Below are 22,045 nucleotides of genomic sequence, written 5' to 3'. Positions count from 1 at the left end.
CGAAAGACTGAGGAGAGTCAGATGACGTTGACCCATTCGCAGGAGCGGGTTCCCGCTACCGAGCGCATAGCCGTCCGCTGCGTCGACTCGGATGTCCACCCGGCCCCCAAGCGCGGAGAGCTACTGCCGTACATCCCCGAGCCGTGGCGCAGCAAGTACTTCCTCACCCGCTCCGTGGGTGAGCAGATCTACTACGACGCGCCGGACTACGCACACTCCTACGCGATGCGGGTGGACTCGTTCCCCGCCAACGGCGAGTTCCCCTGCAGCGACCCGGATTTGGCGTTCCGCCAGCTCATCATGGAAGCAGGCTCCGACATCGCGATCCTGGAGCCGGCGGCCTACCCGGCGCGCATTTCCGAAGCGCAGCATGCGATGTCGGCCGCGTTGAACGACTGGCAGGCCAATCACTGGCTGGACGGCCACAACAACTGGCACGAGCGGTGGCGCGGTTCGATCTGCATCGCCATCGAGGAGCCGGAAGAGTCGGTACGCGAGATCGAGCGCTGGGCCGGTCATCCCTACATGGCGCAGATTCTGATCAAGGCCGAGCCGCGCCCGTCCTGGGGCCACCCGAAGTACGACCCGATCTGGGCGGCCGCCACCAAGCACGACATCACCGTGAGCTGCCACCTGTCGCGCAGCCAGTTCGATGAGCTGCCGATCCCGCCGGTGGGATTCCCCAGCTACAACCACGACTTCATGGTGACCTACTCCCTGCTGGCGGCCAATCAGGTGATGAGCCTGATCTTCGACGGTGTCTTCGACCGGTTCCCGACGCTGCGGATCGTGTTCGTAGAGCACGCGTTCAGCTGGATCCTGCCGCTGATGTGGCGCATGGACGCGATCTACGACGCGCGCAAATTGTGGGTCGACATCAAACGCAAGCCGTCCGAGTACGTCAAGGACCACATCAAGTTCACCACTCAGCCGCTGGACTACCCGGAAGACAAGACCGAACTGACCCGAGCGCTGGAATGGATGGAGTGCGAAAAGATCCTGTTGTTCTCCTCGGACTACCCGCACTGGACGTTCGACGACCCCCGCTGGCTGGTCAAGCACCTGCCCAAGCACGCCCGCGACGCCGTCATGTACAAGAACGGCATCGCCACCTATCACCTGCCCGAGACCGTTCCGGTCCTCGAGGGTCAGACCCGGGTGCTCTGAGTTGACGGAAGAAACCAAACGGCCCGAGCCACGTCTTGCCCAGGGCCGCGAGCATGTCGTCGCAACCGTGGACGAAATCCCGCCGGGCACACATAAATTGGTACCGATCGGACGGCACGGCGTCGGCGTCTACAACGTCAACGGCACGTTCTACGCCATCGCGAACTACTGTCCCCACCAAGGCGGCCCGCTGTGTTCGGGACGAGCACGGGGCCGCACCATCGTCGACGAGACCGCACCGGGTGACTCCGTCATGGTGCGCGACCTGGAATACATCTACTGCCCCTGGCACCAATGGGGTTTCGAGCTGGCGACCGGCACCACCGCGGTCAAGCCCGAATGGAGTATCCGCACCTACCCGGTGCGCGTCGTCGGCAACGACGTGTTGGTTCAGGCCTAGCTACAGGAGAATCGGTGCCTTCTATCGAGATCAACGGGGGAAACGTTGTCTACGAAATCCTCAGTGACTCCGGCGATCTCATCGCCCTGACGCCGGGCGGCAGGTTCAGCAAGGAGATCCCCGGCCTGCGCCCGCTGGCCGACGCCCTGGCCGCGGGTGGCTATCGCGTGTTGCTGTGGGACCGGCCCAACTGTGGAGCCTCCGATGTGCAGTTCTACGGGCAGAGCGAGTCGCACATGCGCGCCGAGACACTGCACAAGCTGGTGACCGGCCTGGGCTTCGAGCGCTGCATCCTGGCCGGAGGTTCCGGCGGGGCAAGGGATTCCATGCTGACCACGATGCTCTACCCCGAAATGGTCACCAAGCTCGTGGTGTGGAACATCGTCGGCGGCATCTACGGCACCTTCGTGCTCGGCTCCTTCTACATCATTCCCAGCATCCTCGCGGTGCGCGGCACCGGCATGGACGGCGTGATGAAGGTGGCCGAGTGGCGTGAGCGCATCGAGGAGAATCCGAACAACAAGCAGCGGTTCCTCGATTTCGACTCCGACGAGTTCCTCAAGGTGATGCTGCGCTGGCTGAACGCCTTCGTCTCCAAGCCGGGACAGACGATTCCGGGCGTCGAGGACGAGATGTTCGACCGAATCAAGGTCCCCACCTTAATCATTCGCGGCGGCGAGAACGACATGGACCACCCGAAGCGGACGTCGCTGGAAGTAAGCTGCCTGATCAAGGGATCGAAGCTGATCGATCCGCCGTGGCCCGAGGACGCGTGGGAACGCGCGTCCGAAGACCGCGCCGCGGGCCGGGTGCAACACTTCAACATGTTCGACACCTGGGTGCAGGCGGCACCCGCGATTCTTGAATTCCTGGGCACGTAATGGCGCTCCGTCGTTCAGATTCCTACCTGGTGCGAATGCGGACCTCACAATTGAGCGAGGCCTCCAGCGCCGTGTGCACGCGGCTTTCCGGAACCCGTTCGAGGTCGGACTCGCGCAGCGTCACGAGGACGATGTCGAATCCGTCGTCGCCGGGCGTGCGCTCGATCTCACCGGTCAGCCCGAACGCAGACAACACTCCCTGCGCATCGTCGTCGGTCCCCCGGCTGACAAACGTGATCACACCCGGAACGGGTGCGGCGCCGAACGCTCTGGCGCACAGGCCGATTGCGGTGTCCTTGGCCGTCTCGCCGTCCTCGGCCGCGATGAGCAGCGCAACCTCGCGGCGGCCGGCGGGCATGGAGGCAAGGTCGTTCTCGACCACCTCGGCGCCGGACTCGGCCACCGACTCCAGGAGAGCCGCCATGCCCTCACGTAGCTGTGCGGGCGTAAGCGCGCCGTCCGGGTCGACGTTGACACGCACCACCGCGGTTCGCATGTGCGCAAGCCTAACTAAGACGATCGCGGGCCAGCTGTGAGCACCACGGAGTCCACAACCATCACCACGGCGGCCTTCCCCGGGTGCCCACCGCGGCTGCTGACTGAGCAAACCGGCAGCGCCCGGGAAGACCTGGCGGCCTATCGGAAGCTCGGCGGTTACCGCCCGCTTGCCGACGCCGACGAATTCCTCAGCGAAATCGAATCCAGCGGCCTGGTCGGGCGCGGCGGCGCGGCGTTTCCCCTTGCGGTGAAGCTGCGGACGGTGCGTGACAACGGACGTCTGCTGGGCGCCCCCGTCGTCGTCGCGAATGGCGAAGAGGGAGAACCGGCTTCGGTGAAGGACCGCTGGCTGCTGCGCCATCGCCCGCACCTGGTCGTGGACGGACTGCGGCTCGCCGCCACCATCGTTGCCGCTGAGCGCGCATACATCTACCTGTCCGACCCGGAATCGGCGCACAGCATCGAAGCCGCACTGGACGAGCTGGATCCCCACGCGCTCGGCGTCACGATCGAGCTGCTCGCGGTGCGGCCGGGCTACGTCGCGGGGGAGGAGACCGCCGCGGTTCGGGCGATCAACGGCGGCCCTGCCAAGCCCACGGACAAACCGCCGCGGCCCTTCGAGGCGGGAGTCGACGACCGGCCCACGTTGGTGAGCAATGTCGAGACGTTGGCGAACCTGCCGTACCTGCAGGGCCACGGCTCGGCGGAGTTCCGGTCGCAGGGCACCGCGGTGTCGCCGGGAACCTTCCTGGCCACCATCACCGGGGCCGGTAAGCCGCCGGCCCTCTACGAACTCCCCCACGGCTTGGCGTTCACCGAAATGCTTGCCTTGCATGGTGTTTCGGCCGATAGCGTGCGGGGAGCGTTGATGGGCGGCTACTTCGCCGGCCTGCTCAACCGCTCGGTGCTGGAGACGACCCTGGACCACGAGACGATGCGCCGCGTCGGCAGCGGTCTGGGCTGCGGTGCCATTTCGGTCATCACCGACGACTGTCCCGTGGCGGTGGCGGCGTCGGTGCTCGCATACTTCGACCGCGAAAACGCGGGGCAATGCGGGTCCTGCTTCAACGGGACGGCGGCGATGGCCGCGGCCGCCGGAGCGCTGCGCGACGGAGCCGCGACGACAGAAGATGTCGAGCGGTTGCGCCGCTGGTCGGTGCTGCTGCGCGGGCGCGGTGCGTGCGCGACGCTGGATGCCGCCACCAACGTCGCCGCCAGCCTGCTCGATCAGTTCCCGGACGAAGTCGGTGCGCATCTCGGCGGCAGCTGCCCGGACTGCGCGCGCGCCGTGTTCCGCGCCGACCGTCCCTACCAGGCGGAACCTGTGAGGCAAGCATGAAAATCCGTCTGGACCGCACCATCTGCGACGGCTTCGGCATCTGCGCCAAGCACGCGCCGGGATACTTCTCGCTGGACGACTGGGGGTACGCGTCGCTCATCGGGGACGGCACGGTGGCGGAGCAGGATCGCGACGCGGTGATGCGGGCGCTGCTCGACTGCCCGGTGCACGCCATCACCGAAATCGGTCAGCGCGCTTCCCGCGCTTCTCAGCCGCCACTCGCCGACACCGATGATCCGGCCGAGCATCTGAAAACCGAAGAGAACGAGGCGGAGTGGGGCTTCACGCGCTGAGCCGCGCTCACCCGGAAAAGTAGTGCCGTGCAGCTGACCTTCGATGACGAGGTAGAAGCGTTCCGCGCCGAGTTCGTCAGCTTTCTCACCGAGCATCTCCCGACGCACGCTCAGGCCGCGGAGCGCCCCACGTCCACCTCGCACGTACCCGAATGGTCGCGCCGCTGGCAGCGGCTTCAGTTCGACCACGGCTGGTTACTGCCGGGCAACCCACCGGAATTCGGCGGCCGCAACGCAAACATCCTGCAGCAGTTCGTCCATCGCGAGGAGCTGTCGCGGCGCCGGATCTATCACTGCTTCAATCCACAGGGCGTGGGCATCATCGCGGCCTCGCTGCTGTCCTTCGGCACCGAGGAGCAGAAGCGGCGTTGGGCCGTCCCGATCCTGCGAGCCGAAAAGACCGCCTCGCTGGGCATGAGTGAACCCGGAGCCGGTTCCGATCTGGCCGGCCTGCGGACGAGGGCAGAGTTGGCCGGCAATGAGTTCGTGGTCAACGGCCAGAAGGTATGGACTTCCGGCGCCCACGACGCGGACGTCATCCTGACTTTCGTTCGCACGGACCCAAACGCTGCACGACACAAGGGAATCAGCGCGCTACTGATCCCGACCGACACCCCCGGGGTGGTGCGTCGTCCGTTCCCCTCGGTCTACGACCGCGACGAGCTGGACTTCAACGAGGTGCTCTTCAACGATGTCCGGGTGCCCGCGGACAATCTGGTCGGCCCGCTGCACGGCGGATGGCAGGTCGCCAACGGCTCGCTCGGCCACGAGCGCACCCTGATGTGGATGGCCTTCGCCAACCGGCTCGAGCAACTGCTCGAGGACTACCGGCCGGCGGACGAGGTGAACGCGGACCACTACGCCACCATCGTGATGGACTATTACGCGCTGCGGCTGCTCGGATCGGCTGCGCTGGGACGAGCGGCCCGCGGTGAAGTAGACGTGGCAGCGTTGTCCGTGCTGAAGGTTTTCGGTTCCGAGGCCGAACAGAGCGCGCTGCGGCACGCGCTGGACGCGGCCGGAGTCGACGGATTACCCGACAAAACGCTCACGGCTCCGTACAACCCTTACGCCCCCGATCTTTTCACCGCCAGCTGGTTCGCGCGTTACATCAGCAGCTATGCGGGCACAATCGCGGGCGGCACGTCGGAGATTCAGCGCAACATCATCGCCCAGCGTGTCCTCGGCCTGCCACCGCGCTGACCTGAAGGCGGGCGCTCACAACGTTGGACACAGGGACGACAGGAACTGCTGAGTTCGACGTCGCGATTCGGTCCGCTCGCCGATGTCTTCGCCCCACGGCACGACGCGCACCGCCAAGTCGGTGACGCCCGCGTCACGGTATCGGTTCAGCCGATCCAGGACGGCTGTCTCGTCGCCGGCCGCCATGGTGTCGCCGACGTCTTCGGCGTCGCCGTGCTGAAGCAGCCGCACATAGTTCGGCGAGAATTCCGCGTGCCCGAGCACCTCATTGGCGTAGCCGCGAGCATCGTCTACCTCGCTGTTCGAGCAGAGCGCCACGGGAACACCGGCGACGATCCTCGGCGCGCGCCGCCCGGCCCGCTCGGCGGCCGCGGTGATACGCGGAACGACGTGGTCGCCGATTGCCCGCTCGTCCGCCATCCACAGCACGGTCCCACCGGCCCGCTCACCCGCGAGTCGCAGCATCGCCGGACCGAGCGCTGACAGCAGTACCGGAACTTCGAACACGTCCGTCACATCTACCGGCGAATGGACGCAATAGTTTTCGTTGTCGACGTCGACGGTCCCCGGCCCCGCGAAGGCCGCACCGAGCACGTCGAGGTAGTCAGCCATCAAGCGCGCCGGGCGATCGTAGGGCAAACCCAGTTGCGAGTTGACGATCCAGTGATGCGAGGGCCCGATGCCCAGCGTGAACCGCCCGCCGCACACCACCTGGGTGGTCAATGCCTGTTGCGCCATGATCATCGGATGGCGGGTCTGAATCGGAACGACCGCTGTTCCGATCTCGATGCCGTCGGTGGCCCGCCCGATCAGGGCCACCGAGGTCATCGCGTCGAGGTAGCCGGGGACCTGCGGCATCCAAAACGCGGTGAAGCCGTCGCTTTCGGCCGCAACGGCATCGTGGATCAACCCGGCAAGCCGATCGGCGCGCGAGCGCTCCTTATCGGAACCAACCATCAAGCCGATGCGCACCCGACCCCTTTCCTATGGCACATAGCGATCCCACTCGTACGGAACGACCGCGAAAAATGGTGCGGCGAACACGGGTTCGATATCCGACTCGGCCCAACGTGCCTCGAGCGCCGGTTGCAGGCGCTGCGCGGTGGCGATCGGATCCTCGTCGAGGAAGCAGTAGGTGATCGTCTGGTTCTCCCGAGCACTGGCCAGGCCGGCGTCGACCCGGCGCGACAACGCCGACCACACACCGGCGACACCATCGACCTCCGCCAGCGGGTCCGGCGAGGCCCGGGGTCCCCGCTCGACGATGACGAACGCGCCACGCACCGGCACCCAGGGCAGCACGTCCGACCCGACCCTGACCCGCGGCGCCGCCGCCTTGCGTAGCACCTCGTACACGCCGCGTTCCACCGGCGGCAGCAGCGGGAGTTTGCGCCCGGCGTTCCCCAATGCCGTTGACAGTTCGTTGAAAGCCTTGAGTCCGGCCGTGTCGGTGAAGAAGTAGGTCATCACGTGGTCGACCGCGTCCAACGGCCCGTCGCTCAGCGCGCGTGCTGAGCGGCAGGCCGGCGTGGATACCAGGCGCAGTGACGCGCGCACGGCGCCCAGCCGGTGTTGCTCCGGGCGGTGATCCAGGCTGTGCCAGCGCAGGTAGTCGGCGTCCTTCCCGTCGGGGTGCCGGATCGCCATGGAGACGAACAGGGTGGTGATCTCGCCATTGCCGGTGGCGAGAACATCCGCCACCTCATCCGATGGCGTGCCGGGAAGGTGCATAATGTTGGCCCTCAAGCTCTCGTCGAATCGTGCTCGGACAGCGTGATTTCGGGATGGCGGGCCGCGACCATACGCCGGAAGCCCTCCCGCCAAGGCACTTCAGTGCGGCCGAGCACATCGTGCATGTGGGTGACGTCCGGCCACAACGGGGTGTGCGCCTGGGGCGTGTACTCGAAAATCGGCTCGACACCGACCAACTCACCCATGAACGCGCAGTACTCCTCGACGCTGACGGTCTCGCTGCCGGCCCAGTTCACCACGACGGGCGGCACCGCGGCGACTTCCATCGCGCGGATGCCCAGCGCCACGTAGTCGTCTTCGTAGATCGGGTTGTAGTTGTTCGGCTTGTCCGGATGAAGCCGAATCGGCTTGCCCGCCAACATCGCATCGAGGCGGTCGGCGGGCGTCCCGCCCTCGGGGCCGTAGGTCGAACAGATGCGGATGATCGTGAGCGGAACCTGGCAGTGCTTGGCGATCCAGGTACACACCGCTTCGGCGGCGACCTTGGAGAAGCTGTAGTTCGCCCGTAACGGCGCTCCCGGCGGATCGGTTTCGACCAGCGGTCGCCGGCCCTGGTACGCGTAGATCGAGCCGGTAGAACAGAAGACGAAACCCCTTGCGGCGCGGCAATGATAGAGCAATTCGCCGGATGCCTGTGCGTTTGTTTCAAGGCAACGGCTCCAGTCGTCCGTGCCGGGGTCCACGGCCGCATGGAAGACGTGGGTGAAATCGTCCGGCAGACCGGAGAAGTCGCCGGCACTGACATCCAGCGCCACGGGTCTGATTCCGGCGTCCACAAGTTTTTGCCGGTCCGCGGGATCTTTCAGGCGGGCGGCGCCCCATACCTCGTTTCCCGCCGCCGCCAGGGCGCGCGCGATGGGAAACGCGATCTTGCCCGTCGCGCCGGTGATCAATATCTTCGCTGCGTCGAGCACCGGCCCTCCGAATGTTAAGTACTTGATACCGCGCTCGCGAGCATAACTCCCGACCGAGAGGAAATGCGACGAAGCGCCGAGATCGGGTTGCCTCGCTGCCAATGTTTCATCTGGTCGTGGCGGTGGCAAAGACATAAGCTGGCACCAGCCAAAGCAGGGATGGCCCCAACGGGAGGCCCACCATGAAGTGGTTTATTCGTCGCCTGACCGCCGTCGTAGCGGTCGCGTTCGTAGCGACGGCACTCGCGGTGATCGCGACGCCGGGAATCAGCTCGGCGGACTGCGACCCCAACATGTCGTTCAATCCGACGACCATGGAGTGCAAACCGCCGCCGGCGATTCCGGATTGGTACACACCTCCGCCGCCATACGCACCGCCATTCGTCGCACAGGATGTGCCGCCGCCACCACCGCCGCGGCCATGGTGGTCACCGAACGAACCGATGTGGAATGCCGGCTTTCACCAATGGGGTACCTATTTCGACGGCACCTGGGTGCCGTACTGACGACCGGCGCCCCCTCGTCTGAGAGCCGTCATGAGCGCTCCCGACGCGTCTGGATCGAGTCTACGTCAGGTGATAACGTAATTCTCCAATTTGCATAACGGCCCTACCAGCCGGCCGCACGATCCCCGGAGGTGACGTGTCAGCAGCACCGGGCCGCCCATTGCCCCAGGTCACGCCGGAGAACGAATTCTTCTGGACCTCGGGCGCCGACGGGAAGCTGCGATTGCAGGAATGCCAGGCCTGTGAATCGCTGATCCATCCGCCCGCTCCGGTCTGCCGCTACTGCCGCTCGCGCGATGTGGGCGTGCGGGTTGTCTCGGGGAAGGCGACGCTCGCCGGGTTCACCATCAATGAGCGATTCAGTCTGCCCGGGTTGCCGGCACCCTACGTGATCGCGCAGGTGGCTGTCGCCGAGGATTCCCGGGTTCGGCTGACCACCAATATCGTCGAGTGCGAACCCGATCAGCTCGAACTCGGCCAGCAGGTCGAGGTCGTCTTCGAGCACGTCGAGGACGTGTGGTTTCCGCTGTTTCGGCCGAGCGCCGACGGGCAGCCCGCTCCCCTGCCGGCCGACGAGATCGCGCCGGAGCGGTTCGGCGAGCACGTCCGACCCATGCTCACCGCCGAGAAGTTCGAGGACAAGGTCGCGCTGACCGGGATCGGCGCATCGCCGATCGGCCGCCGGCTGATGCGGCCGCCGCTGGCGCTGACGGTGCAGGCCTGCGAGGCGGCCATCGCTGACGCCGGCCTGACCTATGCCGACATCGACGGGCTGTCCACCTACCCCGGCGCTCTCAACGTGGCGGGAATGGGCGAGGGGGGCACCTCCGCCCTGGAGGCCGCATTGGGCATCCGGCCCACGTGGCACAACGGCGCGATGGAAACGTTCGGCCCGGGTGGCTCCGTGATCGCCGCGATGCTGGCGATCGCCGGCGGGCTCGCGCGGCACGTGCTGTGCTTCCGGACGGTGTGGGAAGCCACCCACGGCGAGCTGATGAAGCAGGGCAAGATCACCCCGTCGATGGGCCGAATGTCGGGCTGGCAGATGCCATTCGGCGCAACGTCGGCGGCACACACGTTGGCCATGAACGCGCAGCGGCACTTCCACCGCTACGGCACCACCAAGGAAACGCTGGGCTGGATCGCGTTGAACCAGCGCGCCAACGCCGAACTCAACCCGACCGCCATCTACCGGACGCCGATGACGATGGACGACTACCTGAACGCGCGGCCCATCACCACGCCGTTCGGGCTGTACGACTGCGACGTGCCGTGCGACGGCGCCATCGCCGTCATCGTCTCGGCCGTCGACGCCGCCCGCGACCTGGCCAAGCCGCCGGTGCTGGTGGAAGCGGTGGGCACGCAGATCATCGAGCGACTCGACTGGGACCAGAGCACCCTCACCCACGAGCCACAGGTGCTGGGCCAGGCGGCGCACGTGTGGACGCGCACCTCGCTGCGGCCCGCCGACGTCGACGTCGCCCAGCTCTACGACGGCTTCTCCTTCAACTGCCTGTCCTGGATCGAGGCGCTGGGTTTCTGCGGGATCGGCGAGGCCAAGGAATTCCTGGACGGCGGCAAGAACATTGCGCGCGACGGCCTGTTGCCGCTCAACACCCACGGCGGCCAACTTTCGCACGGCCGCACGCACGGCATGGGCCTGCTGCACGAGGCGATCACCCAGCTGCGCGGTGAGGCCGGTGACCGTCAGGTCGCCGACGCCCGCGTCGGTGTGGTCAGCAGTGGCGGCCTCACTCCCAGTGGCGTGCTCCTGCTGCGGGCCGACGGATGAGCACGCCGCGTCCCAGGCTGGTAATCGTCGACGGGGTACCGATGTCGGCATTGGTCACCGAAGCCGAAGACCCCAAGGCGGTGATCGTGGCGATTCACGGCGGCGGAACCACCGCAATCTATTTCGACTGCCCCGGTCATCCGTCGTATTCGCTCGCCCGGACCGGCGCGTCAGCCGGATTCACCGTGGTGGCCCTCGACCGACCCGGCTACGGCAGCTCGGCCCCCTATCCCGACGCGATGGTCTCCGGTGAGCAGCGCGTCAACCTGGCTTACGGTGCCGTCGATCGCATTCTCGGCGAACGCCCCCGTGGCGCAGGCATATTCGTGTGGGCCCATTCGGGCGGCTGCGAATTGACAATGCGGATGGCCGCCGACGCGCGAGGTGCCGACCTGCTCGGCATCGAGCTCGCGGGCACCGGCCGGCACTACCATCCGGCGGCCAGGGAAATACTGAAAACGGCTACCCGCGAACGCCGCCCGGCGGGCATGCGCGAATTGCTGTGGAGCCCAGAGGAGCTCTACCCGCCCGAGGTCCTCGGCGGCGCCACGGTGTCGCCATCTGCCCCGTCTTACGAGGACCAGATGGTCTCGGAGTGGGCGCGAAAGACCTTCCCGGAACTCGCGCCCGCCGTGCGCGTCCCGGTGCACTTCAGCATCGCCGAGCACGAAAAGGTCTGGCAGACCGACGATGCGGCGCTGGCCGAGATCAGCGCGCTGTTCGCTGCGGCACCACGATTCGTCGTGCATCGGCAACCGGACGCCGGCCACAACATCAGCCTCGGACACGCCGCGCCCGACTACCATTCGAAAGTCCTCGAGTTCGTACAGGAATGCGTGGCTGAGTCGGCCTCACGCCCAGACGGCTACTCGAGTGTGACGCCCCAGTCACTTTCGACCCCGCACGTGACTGCAGCGTCACGCTCGGCGGACGAGGAGGCCGGCTGATGCACGTGGGATTCATCGGTTTGGGCAGCCAGGGCGGTCCCATGGCGCGGCGGATCGCCGAGGGTGGCTACCCCACCACGCTGTGGGCGCGCAGGCCGGAGGCACTCGAGGCGTTCTCCGACACTCCGGCGAAAATCGCCGACTCTCCGGCCGAACTCGCCGCCGCCAGTGATCTGGTCTGCCTCTGCGTGGTGGGCGATGCCGACATCGACGAACTCGCCGGCGGCGACAACGGACTGCTGTCGGCGATGAAGCCCGGCGGCATCATCGCCGTGCACAGCACGGTGCACCCGAATACCTGCCGAGACCTCGCGCAAAAGGCCGCCCGGCACGGTGTTTCCGTCATCGACGCACCGGTGAGCGGAGGCGGAGGCGCGGCGGCCGAGCGTCGCCTGTTGGTGATGGTCGGCGGCGACACCGACGCTGTGGAGCGCTGCCGCCCGGTCTTCGAAACCTTCGCCGATCCGGTCGTTCACCTCGGCGAACTGGGTTCCGGACAGACCACCAAACTGCTCAACAACTTGTTGTTCACCGCCAACCTGGCCACGGCGGCCACCGCCCTGTCGCTGGCCCAGACGCTCGGCGTCGAGCCGGACCGGCTCACCGAGGTGGTCTCCCGCAGCAGCGGAAACAGTTTCGCCCTCACTGCCCTCGGCGGCATAGGCGGGCTGGATCGGCTGGCCGGTGTTGCGGGCGGGCTGCTGCAGAAGGATGTCCGGCTGGTGGTCGACCTCGCCGACCAGGTCGGGGCAGCCGGCGGCGCCGTGCTCGACGCGGCCGACGCGGCGCTGACCCTGATGGAACACCCCCGGTGAGAGTCGGATTCACCGGCGTGGGACGGATGGGCCGCCCCATGCTGGGCCGTCTGATAGCGGCCGGTCACGGCGTCCAGGCCTACTGGATGGCGTCTTCGAGGCCTTCACATCCGAGACGGCCGCCGCCAGGAAGGTTTGAAATGCCAGCGTTTTGGTCTTTCCGGTTCGTCACGAAGGTATTACCGTTACCGTTACAGTCAGGGACTCCGCTGTAAAGGTTCAGCCCGACCTCGCCGCTGAGGAGGATTCAGTGACCAAACCGAAGGTTGTCTTCGACCCCTACTCCGAGGACTACTTCAACAATCCGTTCGACATCTATCGGCGGATGCGCGAGGACGCGCCCCTGTATTACGACGAAAAAGAGGACTTCTACGCGCTGACCCGCCATGAAGACGTGTCGGCCGCGTTCAAGGACTTCGAGACGTATTCGTCGGCGCGCGGCTGTGACCTGGCGATGGTGCGCCGGGGCGTCGCCCCCGAGCAGAAGTCCATCATCTTCATGGATCCGCCCGAACACCGCCACATGCGCAGCCTGCTCAACAAGGCGTTCACTCCCCGGGCCATTCAATCCCAGCGCGAGACGATCGTCGAAGTGATCGACAAGTACCTGGGCGCCGCTGACCCCGACAACTTCGACGTCGTGCAGGACTTCTCCGGACCGTTCCCGGTGGAAGTCATCACCCGGATGGCCGGGGTGCCGGAGGAGTACCGCCAGCAGGTTCGCCACTGGATTGACACCAGCCTGCATCACGAGCCGGGGCAGATCGAGATCAGCGAAGCGGGCATGCAGGCCAACATCGACACGGCGATGTACTACTTCAGCCTCGTCCAGGAGCGGCGCCAGGAGCCGCAGGACGACATGATCAGCCGGCTGATCGCGGCCGAGATCCCCGGCGAAAACGGCGAGTTGCGCAAGCTCGACGACATCGAGATCTGCGGGTTCGCAACGCTTCTGGGCGGTGCGGGCGCCGAGACCGTCACCAAACTGATGGGCAACGCGGCGGTCATCTTCGCCAAGCACCCCGACCAGTGGCAGAAGCTGCAGGAGGACCGCGACAAGATCCCCGGGGCGGTCGAAGAGTTACTGCGCTACGAGGGACCGGTGCAGTACAACGTCCGCTACACGCTGAAAGAGGCTCACGTCAGCGGTGGCGTGATCCCGGCGGGCAAACCGGTATTCCTCTGCGGCGCCGCGGCGAACCGCGACCCGGAGGCCTTCACCGACGCCGACACCTTCGACATCGAACGTGACCAGACCGAGGCGCAGCACCTGGGGCTCGGATACGGGATTCACAGCTGCCTGGGCGCCGCGCTGGCCCGCCTGGAAAGCCGAATCGCGCTGGAGAGGCTGCTCGACTTCATGCCGCGCTACGAAGTGGACTGGGCGGGGTGCAAACGGGTCAGCATGCAAAACGTCGCGGGCTGGAAGAACGTGCCCGTCAAGGTGCTTCGGTAAGGGGGTCACGGTGACCAAGAAGATCGAAGTCGATTGGGGACTGTGCGAGAGCAACGGCGTCTGCATGGGCATCAATCCCGACATTTTCGAGCTCGGCGACGACGACATGCTGACCGTCCACCAGCAAGAAGTCACCCCGGAGAACGAGGCCGACGTGCGCGAGGCCGTCCGTCAATGTCCCCGGCAGGCGATCTCCATCGTCGGGGAGTAGCGATCAGAATCCGGACAGGATGACCGCGTTGCAGTCGGCCGCGGCCTGGCGCAGCTTCGCCGCTTTTTGGTAGCCCTCGGACTCATACCACGCCCGCGCCGCATCGACCGACTCGAATTCCAGTACCACGGTCTGGTCGCCGTGCCAGTCGCCTTCAATGACTTTGGGTGCGGTGTCCACCGCAAGGATGGTGGCACCGCTCATCGCCGATCCGGCGGCCTGGGCGTACGCCTTCATGCCTTCCGGATCCTTGATCGCCTCGGTCAGGATGACATAGCCCTTAGCCACTGAAAATCTCCCTACTCGCCCGTGTAGTTGGTTACTTCTCGCTGATCGCCTGCTCGGGACAGCATTGGATCGCCTCCTGAGCTGCCGCCTCCAATTCCGTTGGTACGTCGGAATCTATGGCCTCGGCGTAACCGTCGTCGGTCAGGCTGAACACGTCCGGGCACAACGTCAGACACACGCCGTGACCGCGACAACGCTGGTCGTCTACCCATACCTTCATGCCAGCGTGAACTCCAGGTGCAATTCGGTCAGGCCACGCAGGATGTACGTCGGAACGTATTGGTAGCGGCGGTCATTCGCCGGGCCGTGCACGTTCTCGTCGATCCTGATGTCCGTCGTGCGGTCGAGCAGCCGTTCGATAGCCACCCGCGTTTCGGCGCGCGCCAGCGGCGCGCCCGGGCAGCTGTGGATACCGCGCCCGAACGCGATGTGCTGGCGCGCGTTCTTGCGGGCGGGATCGAAGGTGGCGGGTTCTTCGAACCGGCGCGGGTCACGGTTGGCGGCGGCCTGCACGATCATCACGGTGCTGCCGGCGGGCAGGTCGACGCCACCGACGTTGGCGGGCACTCGGTTCATCCGGAAGTCACCCTTGACCGGGCTCTCGTGGCGCAGCGACTCTTCGATGAAGTTGGGGATGAGGCTGCGGTCCTTGCGCAATTGTGCCTGGATGTCGGGCCGCTCTGCCAGCGTCTGCAGGGCAGCGCCGAGCAGCCGGACGGTGGTCTCCTGGCCCGCGGAGAAGACGTTGCTGGCGACGCGCGCCACGTCCTCGACTTCGGGGACCGAGCCGTCGGGGTAGGTGGCGGTGGCCAGCCCGGTCAGCACGTCATCGCGAGGCTCGCGGCGGCGGTCGATGACGTAGTCGGAGAACAGGCCGTAGAGGAACTCGAGCGGGCTGTGCGCCAGGGCTTCCTTCCCGGTCCCCCCGACGCCGCCACCCGAGTGCTCGCGGATGCCCTTCACGAATTTGTCGCGGTCTTCCATCGGCACGCCCAGCAGATCCGCGATGACCAGTAGTGTGAACGGGCTGGCGAAGCCCTTGATGAAGTCGCCGCGCCCGGGCGCCAGGAAGGTGTCGAGGGCCTGGTCGGCCAGCACCCACATGGCGTCCTCGTTCTCCTTGAGGCGCTTCGGGGTGATCAGCCGCATCAGCAACGAGCGGTGGTTGGTGTGGGTGGGCGGGTCGAGAGTGGGCAGCTGATCGCTGAAGGGCAGCTCGTGGCGATGCTTTTCAATCAGATCGGTGACGTCGTCGCCCTCGAGTGGGACCGGAAAGCCGGGAAACGGGCCGGTCACCGAGATGCACGACGACCACGTCTCGGCGTCGTTGAGCACCGCGCACGCCTCGTCCCAGCCGGTGATCATTGTGACGTTGTGATGGCTCTCCCGCGTCACGGGGCAGCGCTCGCGCAGCGCCTCGTAATACGGGTACGGGTCCTCGATGAGCTCGCTGCCGCGGAAGAAGTCCAACTCGGAGAATTCGTTCGGCATCTCCTGCTCCTTCAATCTCGATTAGTGAGAACGTGCCTCTCGCGGATGAGTATTACATTTTCATACGCGGTGGTGGTCGTCAACGACGGTCCCCGCCCAGACACTAAAAACGCGCGACGGCCAGGCCGGCGGCACCGGCCGCTGCCGCCCGACGCGCCGGCTAACTGGCGGGGACCAGGTCAGCGGCGACCGACGGCCACGCCAGCAGCCCGCTCCGGAAGGTCTCCGCGTGGCCGATCGAGACGCCCGGCGCAGCCGCGGCGGCCAGGGCTTGGGCCTTGAACGTCTGCGCGGCCCGGCTCAGCTGGTGTTGCACCAGGCCGACGCTGTCGTCGAGTTCGGACGGCCAGCTCTCCCCCCACAGCGTCACCTCGGTGACGCCGTGATCGAGGGCCTGCAGCACGCCTTGGCGCACCCGCGCATCGCAGCCAAAAAGGTCCGCTGCGGCGGCCAACGCCTGCGGGCGGGGCCGCGAGTGCACCGACGCCAGCGCATCCTCGAGGTCGAGCACCTGGGCGCCGATGATCTGCAGCGGCCGATCGTCGGGGTGGTCGGCCACGAGGACGGTGACGTCCCAACCCGCCATCGCCCGGTCGAAGATCCAGCCGCCGGCGAACCTCACCACGTCGATGACGGTGGCCGTGACCACGTCGAGCCGGTACCTCATGCCACCTCCGGCTTCGTCGGGGGCGCGAAATCCCGCGCCAGTGTCTCGGCGTACTGCTTGAATGCCTCGGCTAGCGGTATCGAAGGGTCGAGTAACCATGTCGTTTCCATTCCGTGGACGAAGGCGAGGATTTCTATTGCCTTGACGGCGGGGTCTATGTCATCGCGATACCGACCGTCGGCCTGACCGCGGCGGATCAGATCGGCGACGATGTCGGTCGCGGCCCGGTGCCGGGCCAGCATGCGGTCGTGCAACGGAGCCTCGGGAAGGATGTTCTCCACCAGCAGCACGGTGAACGTGCCCACCAGTTCGGGGGCCCGGTGAAAGCGGTCCGCGACCGCGGCGATCTGGTCGAACAGGTCGCCGGTCCGGTCGGCGTGGGTGTCGTCGTCGAGGTCGCGGGCATCGAGCACGGCGTGCAGCAGCTGGTCTTTCGATTCGAAGTGGTGCAGCAGCCCCGCGGGGGTGACGCCGGCTTCCCCGGCGATCTGGGCGAGTGTCGTGCTGCGCCAGCCGTTGCGGGTGAGCAGCCGTTGCGCGACGTCGAGAATCCGCTGCTTGCGGTCCTCCCCCTTGGCGAGAAGGGTGTCGTATCGCCGCGCGACGGACACTAAACCTCCTCAACCATGGGACGGACGTCGGAAAAACCAACCTAGTGAACACACAGTAGGTTAGTTCGGCCGCTGTGACAAGGGTCACGTCGCCGGGATTTCTGTGCGGCGCTGATCCGCGCCCGGGCAGTCAGGCCGACGTCAGTCCACCAGTTCCACCAGCGTGGCGTTGGCGGTGCCGCCACCCTCACACATGGTCTGCAGCCCATAACGAATGCCGTTGGCGCGCATGTGGTGCGCCATGCGTGTCATCAGCACCGCACCGGAGGCGCCCAGCGGGTGTCCCAGCGCGATGGCGCCGCCCAACGGATTCATCCGGGCCGGGTCCGCGCCGGTCTCCGCCAGCCACGCCAGCGGCACCGGCGCGAAGGCCTCGTTGACCTCGAAGACACCCACATCCGACAGCGCGACGCCGGCCTTCTTGAGCACCTTCTCGGTCGCCGGGATGGGACCGGTGAGCATCAGCACCGGATCCGCCCCGGTCACCGCGCCCGCCAGGTACCGCACGATCGGTGTCAAGCCCAACTCGACAGCCATCTCGGCGGTCATCACCAGCAGCGCGGCGGCGCCGTCGGAAATCTGTGAGGAGTTACCCGCGTGGATCACGCCGTCTTCGGCGAAGGCCGGCTTGAGCGTTCCGAGCTTTTCCACACTGCTGCCGCGCCGCACGCCCTCGTCGGCGGTGACGACGTTGTTGTCGGCCCCCTCGACGAACACCGGCACGAGCTGGTCGGTGAACGCGCCGCCGTCCTGGGCCGCGGCGGCACGCTCGTGGGATTCGACGGAGAATTCGTCGAGTCGGGTGCGAGAGAAGCCCCACTTCTTGGCGATCATCTCCGCCGACAGGCCCTGATTGAAGGAAAAATCGTCATAGCGGGCAAGGACTTTCGGGCCGTAGGGCATGCCGGTGGCCCGGGCCGAACCGAGCGGAACGCGGCTCATCACCTCGACGCCGCCGGCCACGACGACATCCTGCTGGCCGGACATCACCGCCTGCACGGCGAAGTCCAGCGCCTGCTGGCTGGACCCGCAGGCGCGGTTGACGGTGGTCCCGGGAATGGTCTCGGGCCAACCGGCGGCCAGGACCGCGTAGCGACCGATGTTGCTGGACTGGTCGCCCACCTGCGACACGCAGCCCCAGACCACATCGTCGATGATCTCGGGACCGATGCCGGTGCGTTCGACGAGTTCGGTCAGCACGACGGCGGATAGGTCGGCGGCATGCATGTCGGACAGCGCACCGTTGCGTTTCCCCACCGGTGTACGCACGGCCTCGACAATGACTGTTTCACGCATATTTCTACTCCGACTGCTTCTCGCCCGAATTCACTTCAGATTTTGACAGGGCCCACCGACCCGTAAACGATGGCTCCCGCCGCTGCGCGAAAGCGGCATAGGTCGCGGCGGTGTCGGCTGTTGCGAAGTTGACTCCCTGCGCGCGGGCCTCGTTGGCCAGCGCGTCACGCAGGGTGCGGTCGGCGCCCTCGTTAAGCAACGCCTTGGTGTGGGCCAGCGCGATCGGCGGACCGGCCGCCAACCGGTTGGCGAGATCCATGACGAAGGCGTCGATTTCCGCGGCCGACACCACCCAGGTCACCAGGTTGAGGGCGCACGCCTCCTCGGCATCTATCGTGTCCGCCAGCAGCGCCAGTCGCTTGGCTTGTTGCAGGCCAACAATTTTAGGCAACAGCCAGGAGCCGCCGAGGTCGATCGACAGGCCACGCTTCGAAAAGATCTGGCAGAACGTCGATTCCGGCGTGGCCACCACCAGGTCGCAGCCCAACGCCAGGTTCCAGCCCGCGCCGACGGCCACGCCGGTCACCTTGGCGATCGTGGGGACCGACAGCTCATGCAGGGCCAGCGCCACGTCGGTCAACCGCTGTAGCTTGTACTTCGGATGAATATCCTCGGGAGCCGAGATGTCCGCGCCGGAGCAGAAACTCCCCCCGGAGCCGGTGATCACCAGGGCGCGCACGCCCGGATCGTGGCCCGCGGCGTCGAGCGCGTCGCGCAGGGCGAGCCACAGCTCCGGATTGATCGCATTCTTGCGGCGGGGCCGGTTGAGCGTGAGGGTGCGCACCCCGTCGCGGTCTTCCGAGAGCAGCACGGGCCCATCGGTTGTGGTCATCGGCGCCGAACGAGCATCAGATCGCAAAGCCGCCACCCATCGGCAGTGGCCATCAGTAGCTTCTCGGCAACTTCAGCACGTTGGCTCCCAGGAAGTTCAGAATCATCTCCTGGCTGACCGGGGCGATCTTCATCAGCCGGGCCTCGCGGAAGTACCGCGTGATGTGGTATTCCTCGGCGTAGCCCATGCCGCCGTGCGTTTGCAGCGCCCGATCCGCGGCGGTGAAGCCGGCGTCGGCGCACAGATACTTGGCCGTATTCGCCTCGCGGCCACAGGGTTTGCCGTTGTCGTAAAGCCAGGTGGCCTTGCGCAACATGAGTTCGGCCGCATCCAGGCGCGCCAGTGAATCGGCCAGCGGAAACTGCAATCCCTGGTTCATGCCGATGGGCCGGCCGAAGACCTCACGCTCGTTGCCGTACTTCACCGCCTTGTCCAGCGCCACCCGGCCGATGCCCAGCGCCTCGGCCGCGATCAGCATCCGCTCCGGGTTGAGACCGTCGAGGATGTACTGAAAACCCTTGCCCTCTTCGCCGATTCGGTCCTCGACCGGCACCTCGAGATTGTCGATGAATAATTCGTTGGAGCTGACGGCGTTGCGGCCCATCTTGCGGATCGGGCGGATATCGACGCGGCTTCGATCGAGGTCGGTGAGGAACAGCGTCATCCCGTCGGTCTTCTTGGTGACCTCGTCGTAGCTCTGCGTCCTGGTGAGCAACAGGATCTTGTCGGATTCCATCGCCTTGGAGATCCAGACCTTCCGACCGTTGACGATGTAGCGATCGCCGTCCCGCTTGGCGAACGTGGTGATGCGCGAAGTGTCAAGCCCGGCACCGGGTTCCGTGACCCCGAAGCAGACGTGTACCTCACCGGTCGCGACGGCGGGCAACGTGCGGGCTTTGAGTTCATCGGAACCGTGCACCACGACCGGCTGCATGCCGAAGATGGACAGGTGGATCGAGCTGGCGGCGTTCATGGCGCCGCCGGACTTGGCGACCTCCTCGAGCAGAATGGTCGCTTCGGTGATGCCGAGACCGTGACCGCCGTATTGAGTCGGGATGGTCATTCCCAGCCAGCCGCCATCGGCGATGGCGCGGTAGAACTCGGTCGGGAACTCGTGCGCCTGGTCCTTTTCCATCCAGTACTGGTCGTCGAATTTCCGCGCCAGCTCCGCGACGGACCGACGGATCAGTTCCTGGTCATCGGTCAGCTCAAAGTTCATTCCAGCGCCGGGCACTGCTCGATCTCCTTAGCTCGTTCGTGCACCGGCGCGCAAAGCGATGCGGTGCTGTCTCAGTCCTTGTTGCCGGTAAGGGCTTTCGCATTGGCCGCGAAGTCCGCAAAGGACGAGCCGCCTCGACTGTCCTTGTCGTGGCCCTGCGCTTTAATGGACACGTCGTGCCCTTCGGCGGCCTTGCGCAGCGCACCGACGGTCGCCTGCTCGCGCGAGATGTGCGTGAACGGGTCGAACGAGTACCACCGCATGGCGTTCTCGTAAGTCATCTTGTTGGTCTCGTCGTCGGGAACATTGTTGAGGCACAATACGTCCCACAGCTCTTCGGGCGCACCCGGCCACATCGAGTCGCTGTGCGGGTAGTCGGCTTCCCAGCAGATGTTGTCGATGCCGATCATGTTGCGCAGCGCCACGCCGACCTTGTCGCTGATGAAGCAGGTCAGGAAGTGCTCGCGGAAAACCTCGCTGGGCAGCTTGCCCTTGAAGTCCTGGTGCGTCCAGGCGGAGTGCATCTCGAAGGTGCGGTCGGCGCGCTCCAGGAAGTAGGGAATCCAGCCGGTTCCGCCCTCGGAGAGCGCGATCTTGAGGTCCGGGTACTCCTTGATGGGCCGCGACCAGAGCAGGTCCGCGGCCGCCTGCACGATGTTCATCGGCTGCAGCGTGATCATCACGTCCATCGGCGCATCCGGCGCGGTGATGGCCAACCGCCCGGACGAACCGATATGCACGTTCATCACGGTGTCGGTGTCCACCAAGGCTTTCCACAGCGGGTTCCAGTACTCGTCGTGGAAGCTGGGATAGCCCATCGCGGCGGGGTTTTCGGTGAAGGTCAGCGCGTGCACACCCTTCTTCGACACCCGGCGCACTTCGGCCGCGCAGGCCTCGGCATCCCAGATCACCGGGATCGCCATCGGGATGAACCGCGCCGGGTAGGCGCCGCACCACTCCTCGATGTGCCAATCGTTGTAGGCCTGCACCAGCGCGATCGAGAAGTCGTTGTCGTCGGTGGCGAACAGCCGCCCGGCGAAGCCGGGGAAAGACGGGAAACAGATCGAGGCCAGGATGCCGCCGGCGTTCATGTCCTTGACGCGCTCGTCGACGTTGTAACAACCAGGCCGGATCTCGTCGAGCCCCGTCGGCTCGATGCCGTACTCCTCCTTGGGCCGGCCGGCCACCGCGTTGAGGGCGACGTTGGGGATGACCGTGTCGCGGAACTTCCACATGTCCGAGCCATCGGCGTTGTGCACCAGCCGCGGCGCATCGTCCTGATACTTCTTCGACAGGTGGTTTTTGAACATGTCCGGCGGCTCGACGGTGTGGTCGTCAACGCTGATCAGGATCATGTCTTCTTTGTTCATGGCCGTCCCTTCCATCGGATCCACCGGATCGGTCAGAGCCTCGGCGAATCGCTGTCCCGTGCCAAGATCACTGAAATGAAAACTATCTTCTCGCCAG

The 22,045-nt window shown here is 66.1% G+C and carries 25 protein-coding genes; 12 read left to right on the top strand and 13 right to left on the bottom strand.

Translation table 11 applies throughout. The features are described from left to right. Positions 1–21 precede the first annotated feature (21 nt). The 3 genes from ACIUM1_RS19000 to ACIUM1_RS18990 are packed head-to-tail and all read left to right on the top strand — an operon-like array spanning position 22 to position 2,448. Positions 22–1,167 (top strand): amidohydrolase family protein, encoded by a 1,146-nt coding sequence (locus ACIUM1_RS19000; RefSeq protein WP_406814154.1) that lies wholly within the window; start codon positions 22–24, stop codon positions 1,165–1,167. A 1-nt stretch (position 1,168) separates the two neighbouring features. Next, positions 1,169–1,567, top strand: a complete 399-nt coding sequence (locus ACIUM1_RS18995; RefSeq protein ID WP_064882584.1) for a Rieske (2Fe-2S) protein — start codon at positions 1,169–1,171, stop codon at positions 1,565–1,567. A gap of 14 nt (positions 1,568–1,581) precedes the next feature. Next, positions 1,582–2,448 carry an alpha/beta fold hydrolase gene (locus tag ACIUM1_RS18990; protein ID WP_406814153.1) on the top strand — a complete coding sequence of 289 codons (867 nt, stop codon included), beginning with the start codon at positions 1,582–1,584 and terminating at the stop codon, positions 2,446–2,448. Between the two features lie 22 nt (positions 2,449–2,470). On the opposite strand, the gene ACIUM1_RS18985 is transcribed toward ACIUM1_RS18990, so the two are convergent. Then, positions 2,471–2,944, bottom strand: coding sequence for a hypothetical protein (locus ACIUM1_RS18985; protein WP_406814152.1), 474 nt, complete (start codon positions 2,942–2,944; stop codon positions 2,471–2,473). A gap of 36 nt (positions 2,945–2,980) precedes the next feature. On the opposite strand from ACIUM1_RS18985, the gene ACIUM1_RS18980 reads away from it, so the two are divergent. From ACIUM1_RS18980 to ACIUM1_RS18970, 3 genes are read left to right on the top strand one after another with little or no spacing between them, the layout of a single operon-like run. Then, positions 2,981–4,285 (top strand): NADH-ubiquinone oxidoreductase-F iron-sulfur binding region domain-containing protein, encoded by a 1,305-nt coding sequence (locus ACIUM1_RS18980; RefSeq protein ID WP_406814151.1) that lies wholly within the window; start codon positions 2,981–2,983, stop codon positions 4,283–4,285. After that, the gene (locus ACIUM1_RS18975; protein ID WP_406814150.1) at positions 4,282–4,578 is read left to right on the top strand and encodes a ferredoxin; all 297 of its coding nucleotides are present in this window, start codon (positions 4,282–4,284) and stop codon (positions 4,576–4,578) included. The genes ACIUM1_RS18980 and ACIUM1_RS18975 overlap by 4 nt, the downstream gene beginning before the upstream one ends. A 27-nt stretch (positions 4,579–4,605) precedes the next feature. Further along, complete coding sequence (locus ACIUM1_RS18970) at positions 4,606–5,781, top strand: acyl-CoA dehydrogenase family protein (protein WP_406814149.1); 1,176 nt, start codon at positions 4,606–4,608, stop codon at positions 5,779–5,781. A gap of 15 nt (positions 5,782–5,796) precedes the next feature. Here ACIUM1_RS18970 and ACIUM1_RS18965 read toward each other — a convergent pair whose 3' ends face one another. Genes ACIUM1_RS18965 through ACIUM1_RS18955 form a run of 3 tightly spaced genes read right to left on the bottom strand, consistent with a single transcriptional unit; the run spans position 5,797 to position 8,447 of the window. After that, the gene (locus tag ACIUM1_RS18965) at positions 5,797–6,753 is read right to left on the bottom strand and encodes an LLM class F420-dependent oxidoreductase (RefSeq protein WP_406814148.1); all 957 of its coding nucleotides are present in this window, start codon (positions 6,751–6,753) and stop codon (positions 5,797–5,799) included. Between the two features lie 12 nt (positions 6,754–6,765). Continuing rightward, complete coding sequence (locus tag ACIUM1_RS18960; protein WP_406814147.1) at positions 6,766–7,512, bottom strand: hypothetical protein; 747 nt, start codon at positions 7,510–7,512, stop codon at positions 6,766–6,768. An 11-nt stretch (positions 7,513–7,523) separates the two neighbouring features. Continuing rightward, complete coding sequence (locus ACIUM1_RS18955; protein ID WP_406817745.1) at positions 7,524–8,447, bottom strand: NAD-dependent epimerase/dehydratase family protein; 924 nt, start codon at positions 8,445–8,447, stop codon at positions 7,524–7,526. Positions 8,448–8,629: 182 nt separating this feature from the next. Here ACIUM1_RS18955 and ACIUM1_RS18950 point away from each other — a divergent pair, with 182 nt between their 5' ends. The 6 genes from ACIUM1_RS18950 to ACIUM1_RS18925 all read left to right on the top strand — a co-directional run bounded on the left by ACIUM1_RS18950 (position 8,630) and on the right by ACIUM1_RS18925 (position 14,174). Further along, the gene (locus ACIUM1_RS18950) at positions 8,630–8,953 is read left to right on the top strand and encodes a hypothetical protein (RefSeq protein WP_406814146.1); all 324 of its coding nucleotides are present in this window, start codon (positions 8,630–8,632) and stop codon (positions 8,951–8,953) included. Between the two features lie 136 nt (positions 8,954–9,089). Further along, a complete protein-coding gene (locus ACIUM1_RS18945) occupies positions 9,090–10,745 on the top strand; it encodes a thiolase C-terminal domain-containing protein (protein WP_406814145.1) in 1,656 nt (551 codons plus the stop codon). Further along, positions 10,742–11,692: an alpha/beta hydrolase gene (locus ACIUM1_RS18940; RefSeq protein ID WP_406814144.1), complete on the top strand. Its 951-nt coding sequence runs from the start codon at positions 10,742–10,744 to the stop codon at positions 11,690–11,692. Before ACIUM1_RS18945 ends, ACIUM1_RS18940 begins: the two co-directional genes overlap by 4 nt. Then, a complete protein-coding gene (locus tag ACIUM1_RS18935) occupies positions 11,692–12,507 on the top strand; it encodes an NAD(P)-dependent oxidoreductase (RefSeq protein ID WP_406814143.1) in 816 nt (271 codons plus the stop codon). Before ACIUM1_RS18940 ends, ACIUM1_RS18935 begins: the two co-directional genes overlap by 1 nt. A 250-nt stretch (positions 12,508–12,757) precedes the next feature. Next, positions 12,758–13,963 (top strand): cytochrome P450, encoded by a 1,206-nt coding sequence (locus tag ACIUM1_RS18930; RefSeq protein WP_406814142.1) that lies wholly within the window; start codon positions 12,758–12,760, stop codon positions 13,961–13,963. Positions 13,964–13,973: 10 nt separating this feature from the next. Next, a complete protein-coding gene (locus ACIUM1_RS18925; protein ID WP_406814141.1) occupies positions 13,974–14,174 on the top strand; it encodes a ferredoxin in 201 nt (66 codons plus the stop codon). 3 nt (positions 14,175–14,177) lie between these two features. Here ACIUM1_RS18925 and ACIUM1_RS18920 read toward each other — a convergent pair whose 3' ends face one another. The 9 genes from ACIUM1_RS18920 to ACIUM1_RS18880 all read right to left on the bottom strand — a co-directional run bounded on the left by ACIUM1_RS18920 (position 14,178) and on the right by ACIUM1_RS18880 (position 21,948). Beyond that, positions 14,178–14,462: a DUF1330 domain-containing protein gene (locus ACIUM1_RS18920; protein ID WP_067358497.1), complete on the bottom strand. Its 285-nt coding sequence runs from the start codon at positions 14,460–14,462 to the stop codon at positions 14,178–14,180. Positions 14,463–14,493: 31 nt separating this feature from the next. Continuing rightward, positions 14,494–14,682: a ferredoxin gene (locus tag ACIUM1_RS18915; RefSeq protein WP_406814140.1), complete on the bottom strand. Its 189-nt coding sequence runs from the start codon at positions 14,680–14,682 to the stop codon at positions 14,494–14,496. Then, positions 14,679–15,953: a cytochrome P450 gene (locus tag ACIUM1_RS18910; protein WP_406814139.1), complete on the bottom strand. Its 1,275-nt coding sequence runs from the start codon at positions 15,951–15,953 to the stop codon at positions 14,679–14,681. The genes ACIUM1_RS18915 and ACIUM1_RS18910 overlap by 4 nt, the downstream gene beginning before the upstream one ends. 160 nt (positions 15,954–16,113) lie before the next feature. After that, positions 16,114–16,620, bottom strand: a complete 507-nt coding sequence (locus tag ACIUM1_RS18905) for a hypothetical protein (RefSeq protein ID WP_406814138.1) — start codon at positions 16,618–16,620, stop codon at positions 16,114–16,116. Continuing rightward, positions 16,617–17,231, bottom strand: a complete 615-nt coding sequence (locus ACIUM1_RS18900; protein WP_406814137.1) for a TetR/AcrR family transcriptional regulator — start codon at positions 17,229–17,231, stop codon at positions 16,617–16,619. Before ACIUM1_RS18900 ends, ACIUM1_RS18905 begins: the two co-directional genes overlap by 4 nt. Positions 17,232–17,372: 141 nt before the next feature. Next, positions 17,373–18,527: a thiolase family protein gene (locus ACIUM1_RS18895; protein WP_406814136.1), complete on the bottom strand. Its 1,155-nt coding sequence runs from the start codon at positions 18,525–18,527 to the stop codon at positions 17,373–17,375. Positions 18,528–18,531: 4 nt separating this feature from the next. Beyond that, complete coding sequence (locus tag ACIUM1_RS18890) at positions 18,532–19,359, bottom strand: enoyl-CoA hydratase/isomerase family protein (protein WP_406814135.1); 828 nt, start codon at positions 19,357–19,359, stop codon at positions 18,532–18,534. A 52-nt stretch (positions 19,360–19,411) separates the two neighbouring features. Further along, the gene (locus ACIUM1_RS18885; protein ID WP_406817744.1) at positions 19,412–20,578 is read right to left on the bottom strand and encodes an acyl-CoA dehydrogenase family protein; all 1,167 of its coding nucleotides are present in this window, start codon (positions 20,576–20,578) and stop codon (positions 19,412–19,414) included. Positions 20,579–20,649: 71 nt separating this feature from the next. Continuing rightward, positions 20,650–21,948: an amidohydrolase family protein gene (locus ACIUM1_RS18880; RefSeq protein WP_406814134.1), complete on the bottom strand. Its 1,299-nt coding sequence runs from the start codon at positions 21,946–21,948 to the stop codon at positions 20,650–20,652. Between the last annotated feature and the right edge of the window lie 97 nt (positions 21,949–22,045).

The organism is Mycobacterium sp. M23085, from assembly GCF_045343915.1.
In the GTDB taxonomy this organism is placed as follows: Bacteria; Actinomycetota; Actinomycetes; order Mycobacteriales; family Mycobacteriaceae; genus Mycobacterium.
The sequence above is the reverse complement of the archived record's forward strand: the minus strand, read 5'-3'. Positions and strand labels throughout refer to the sequence as shown.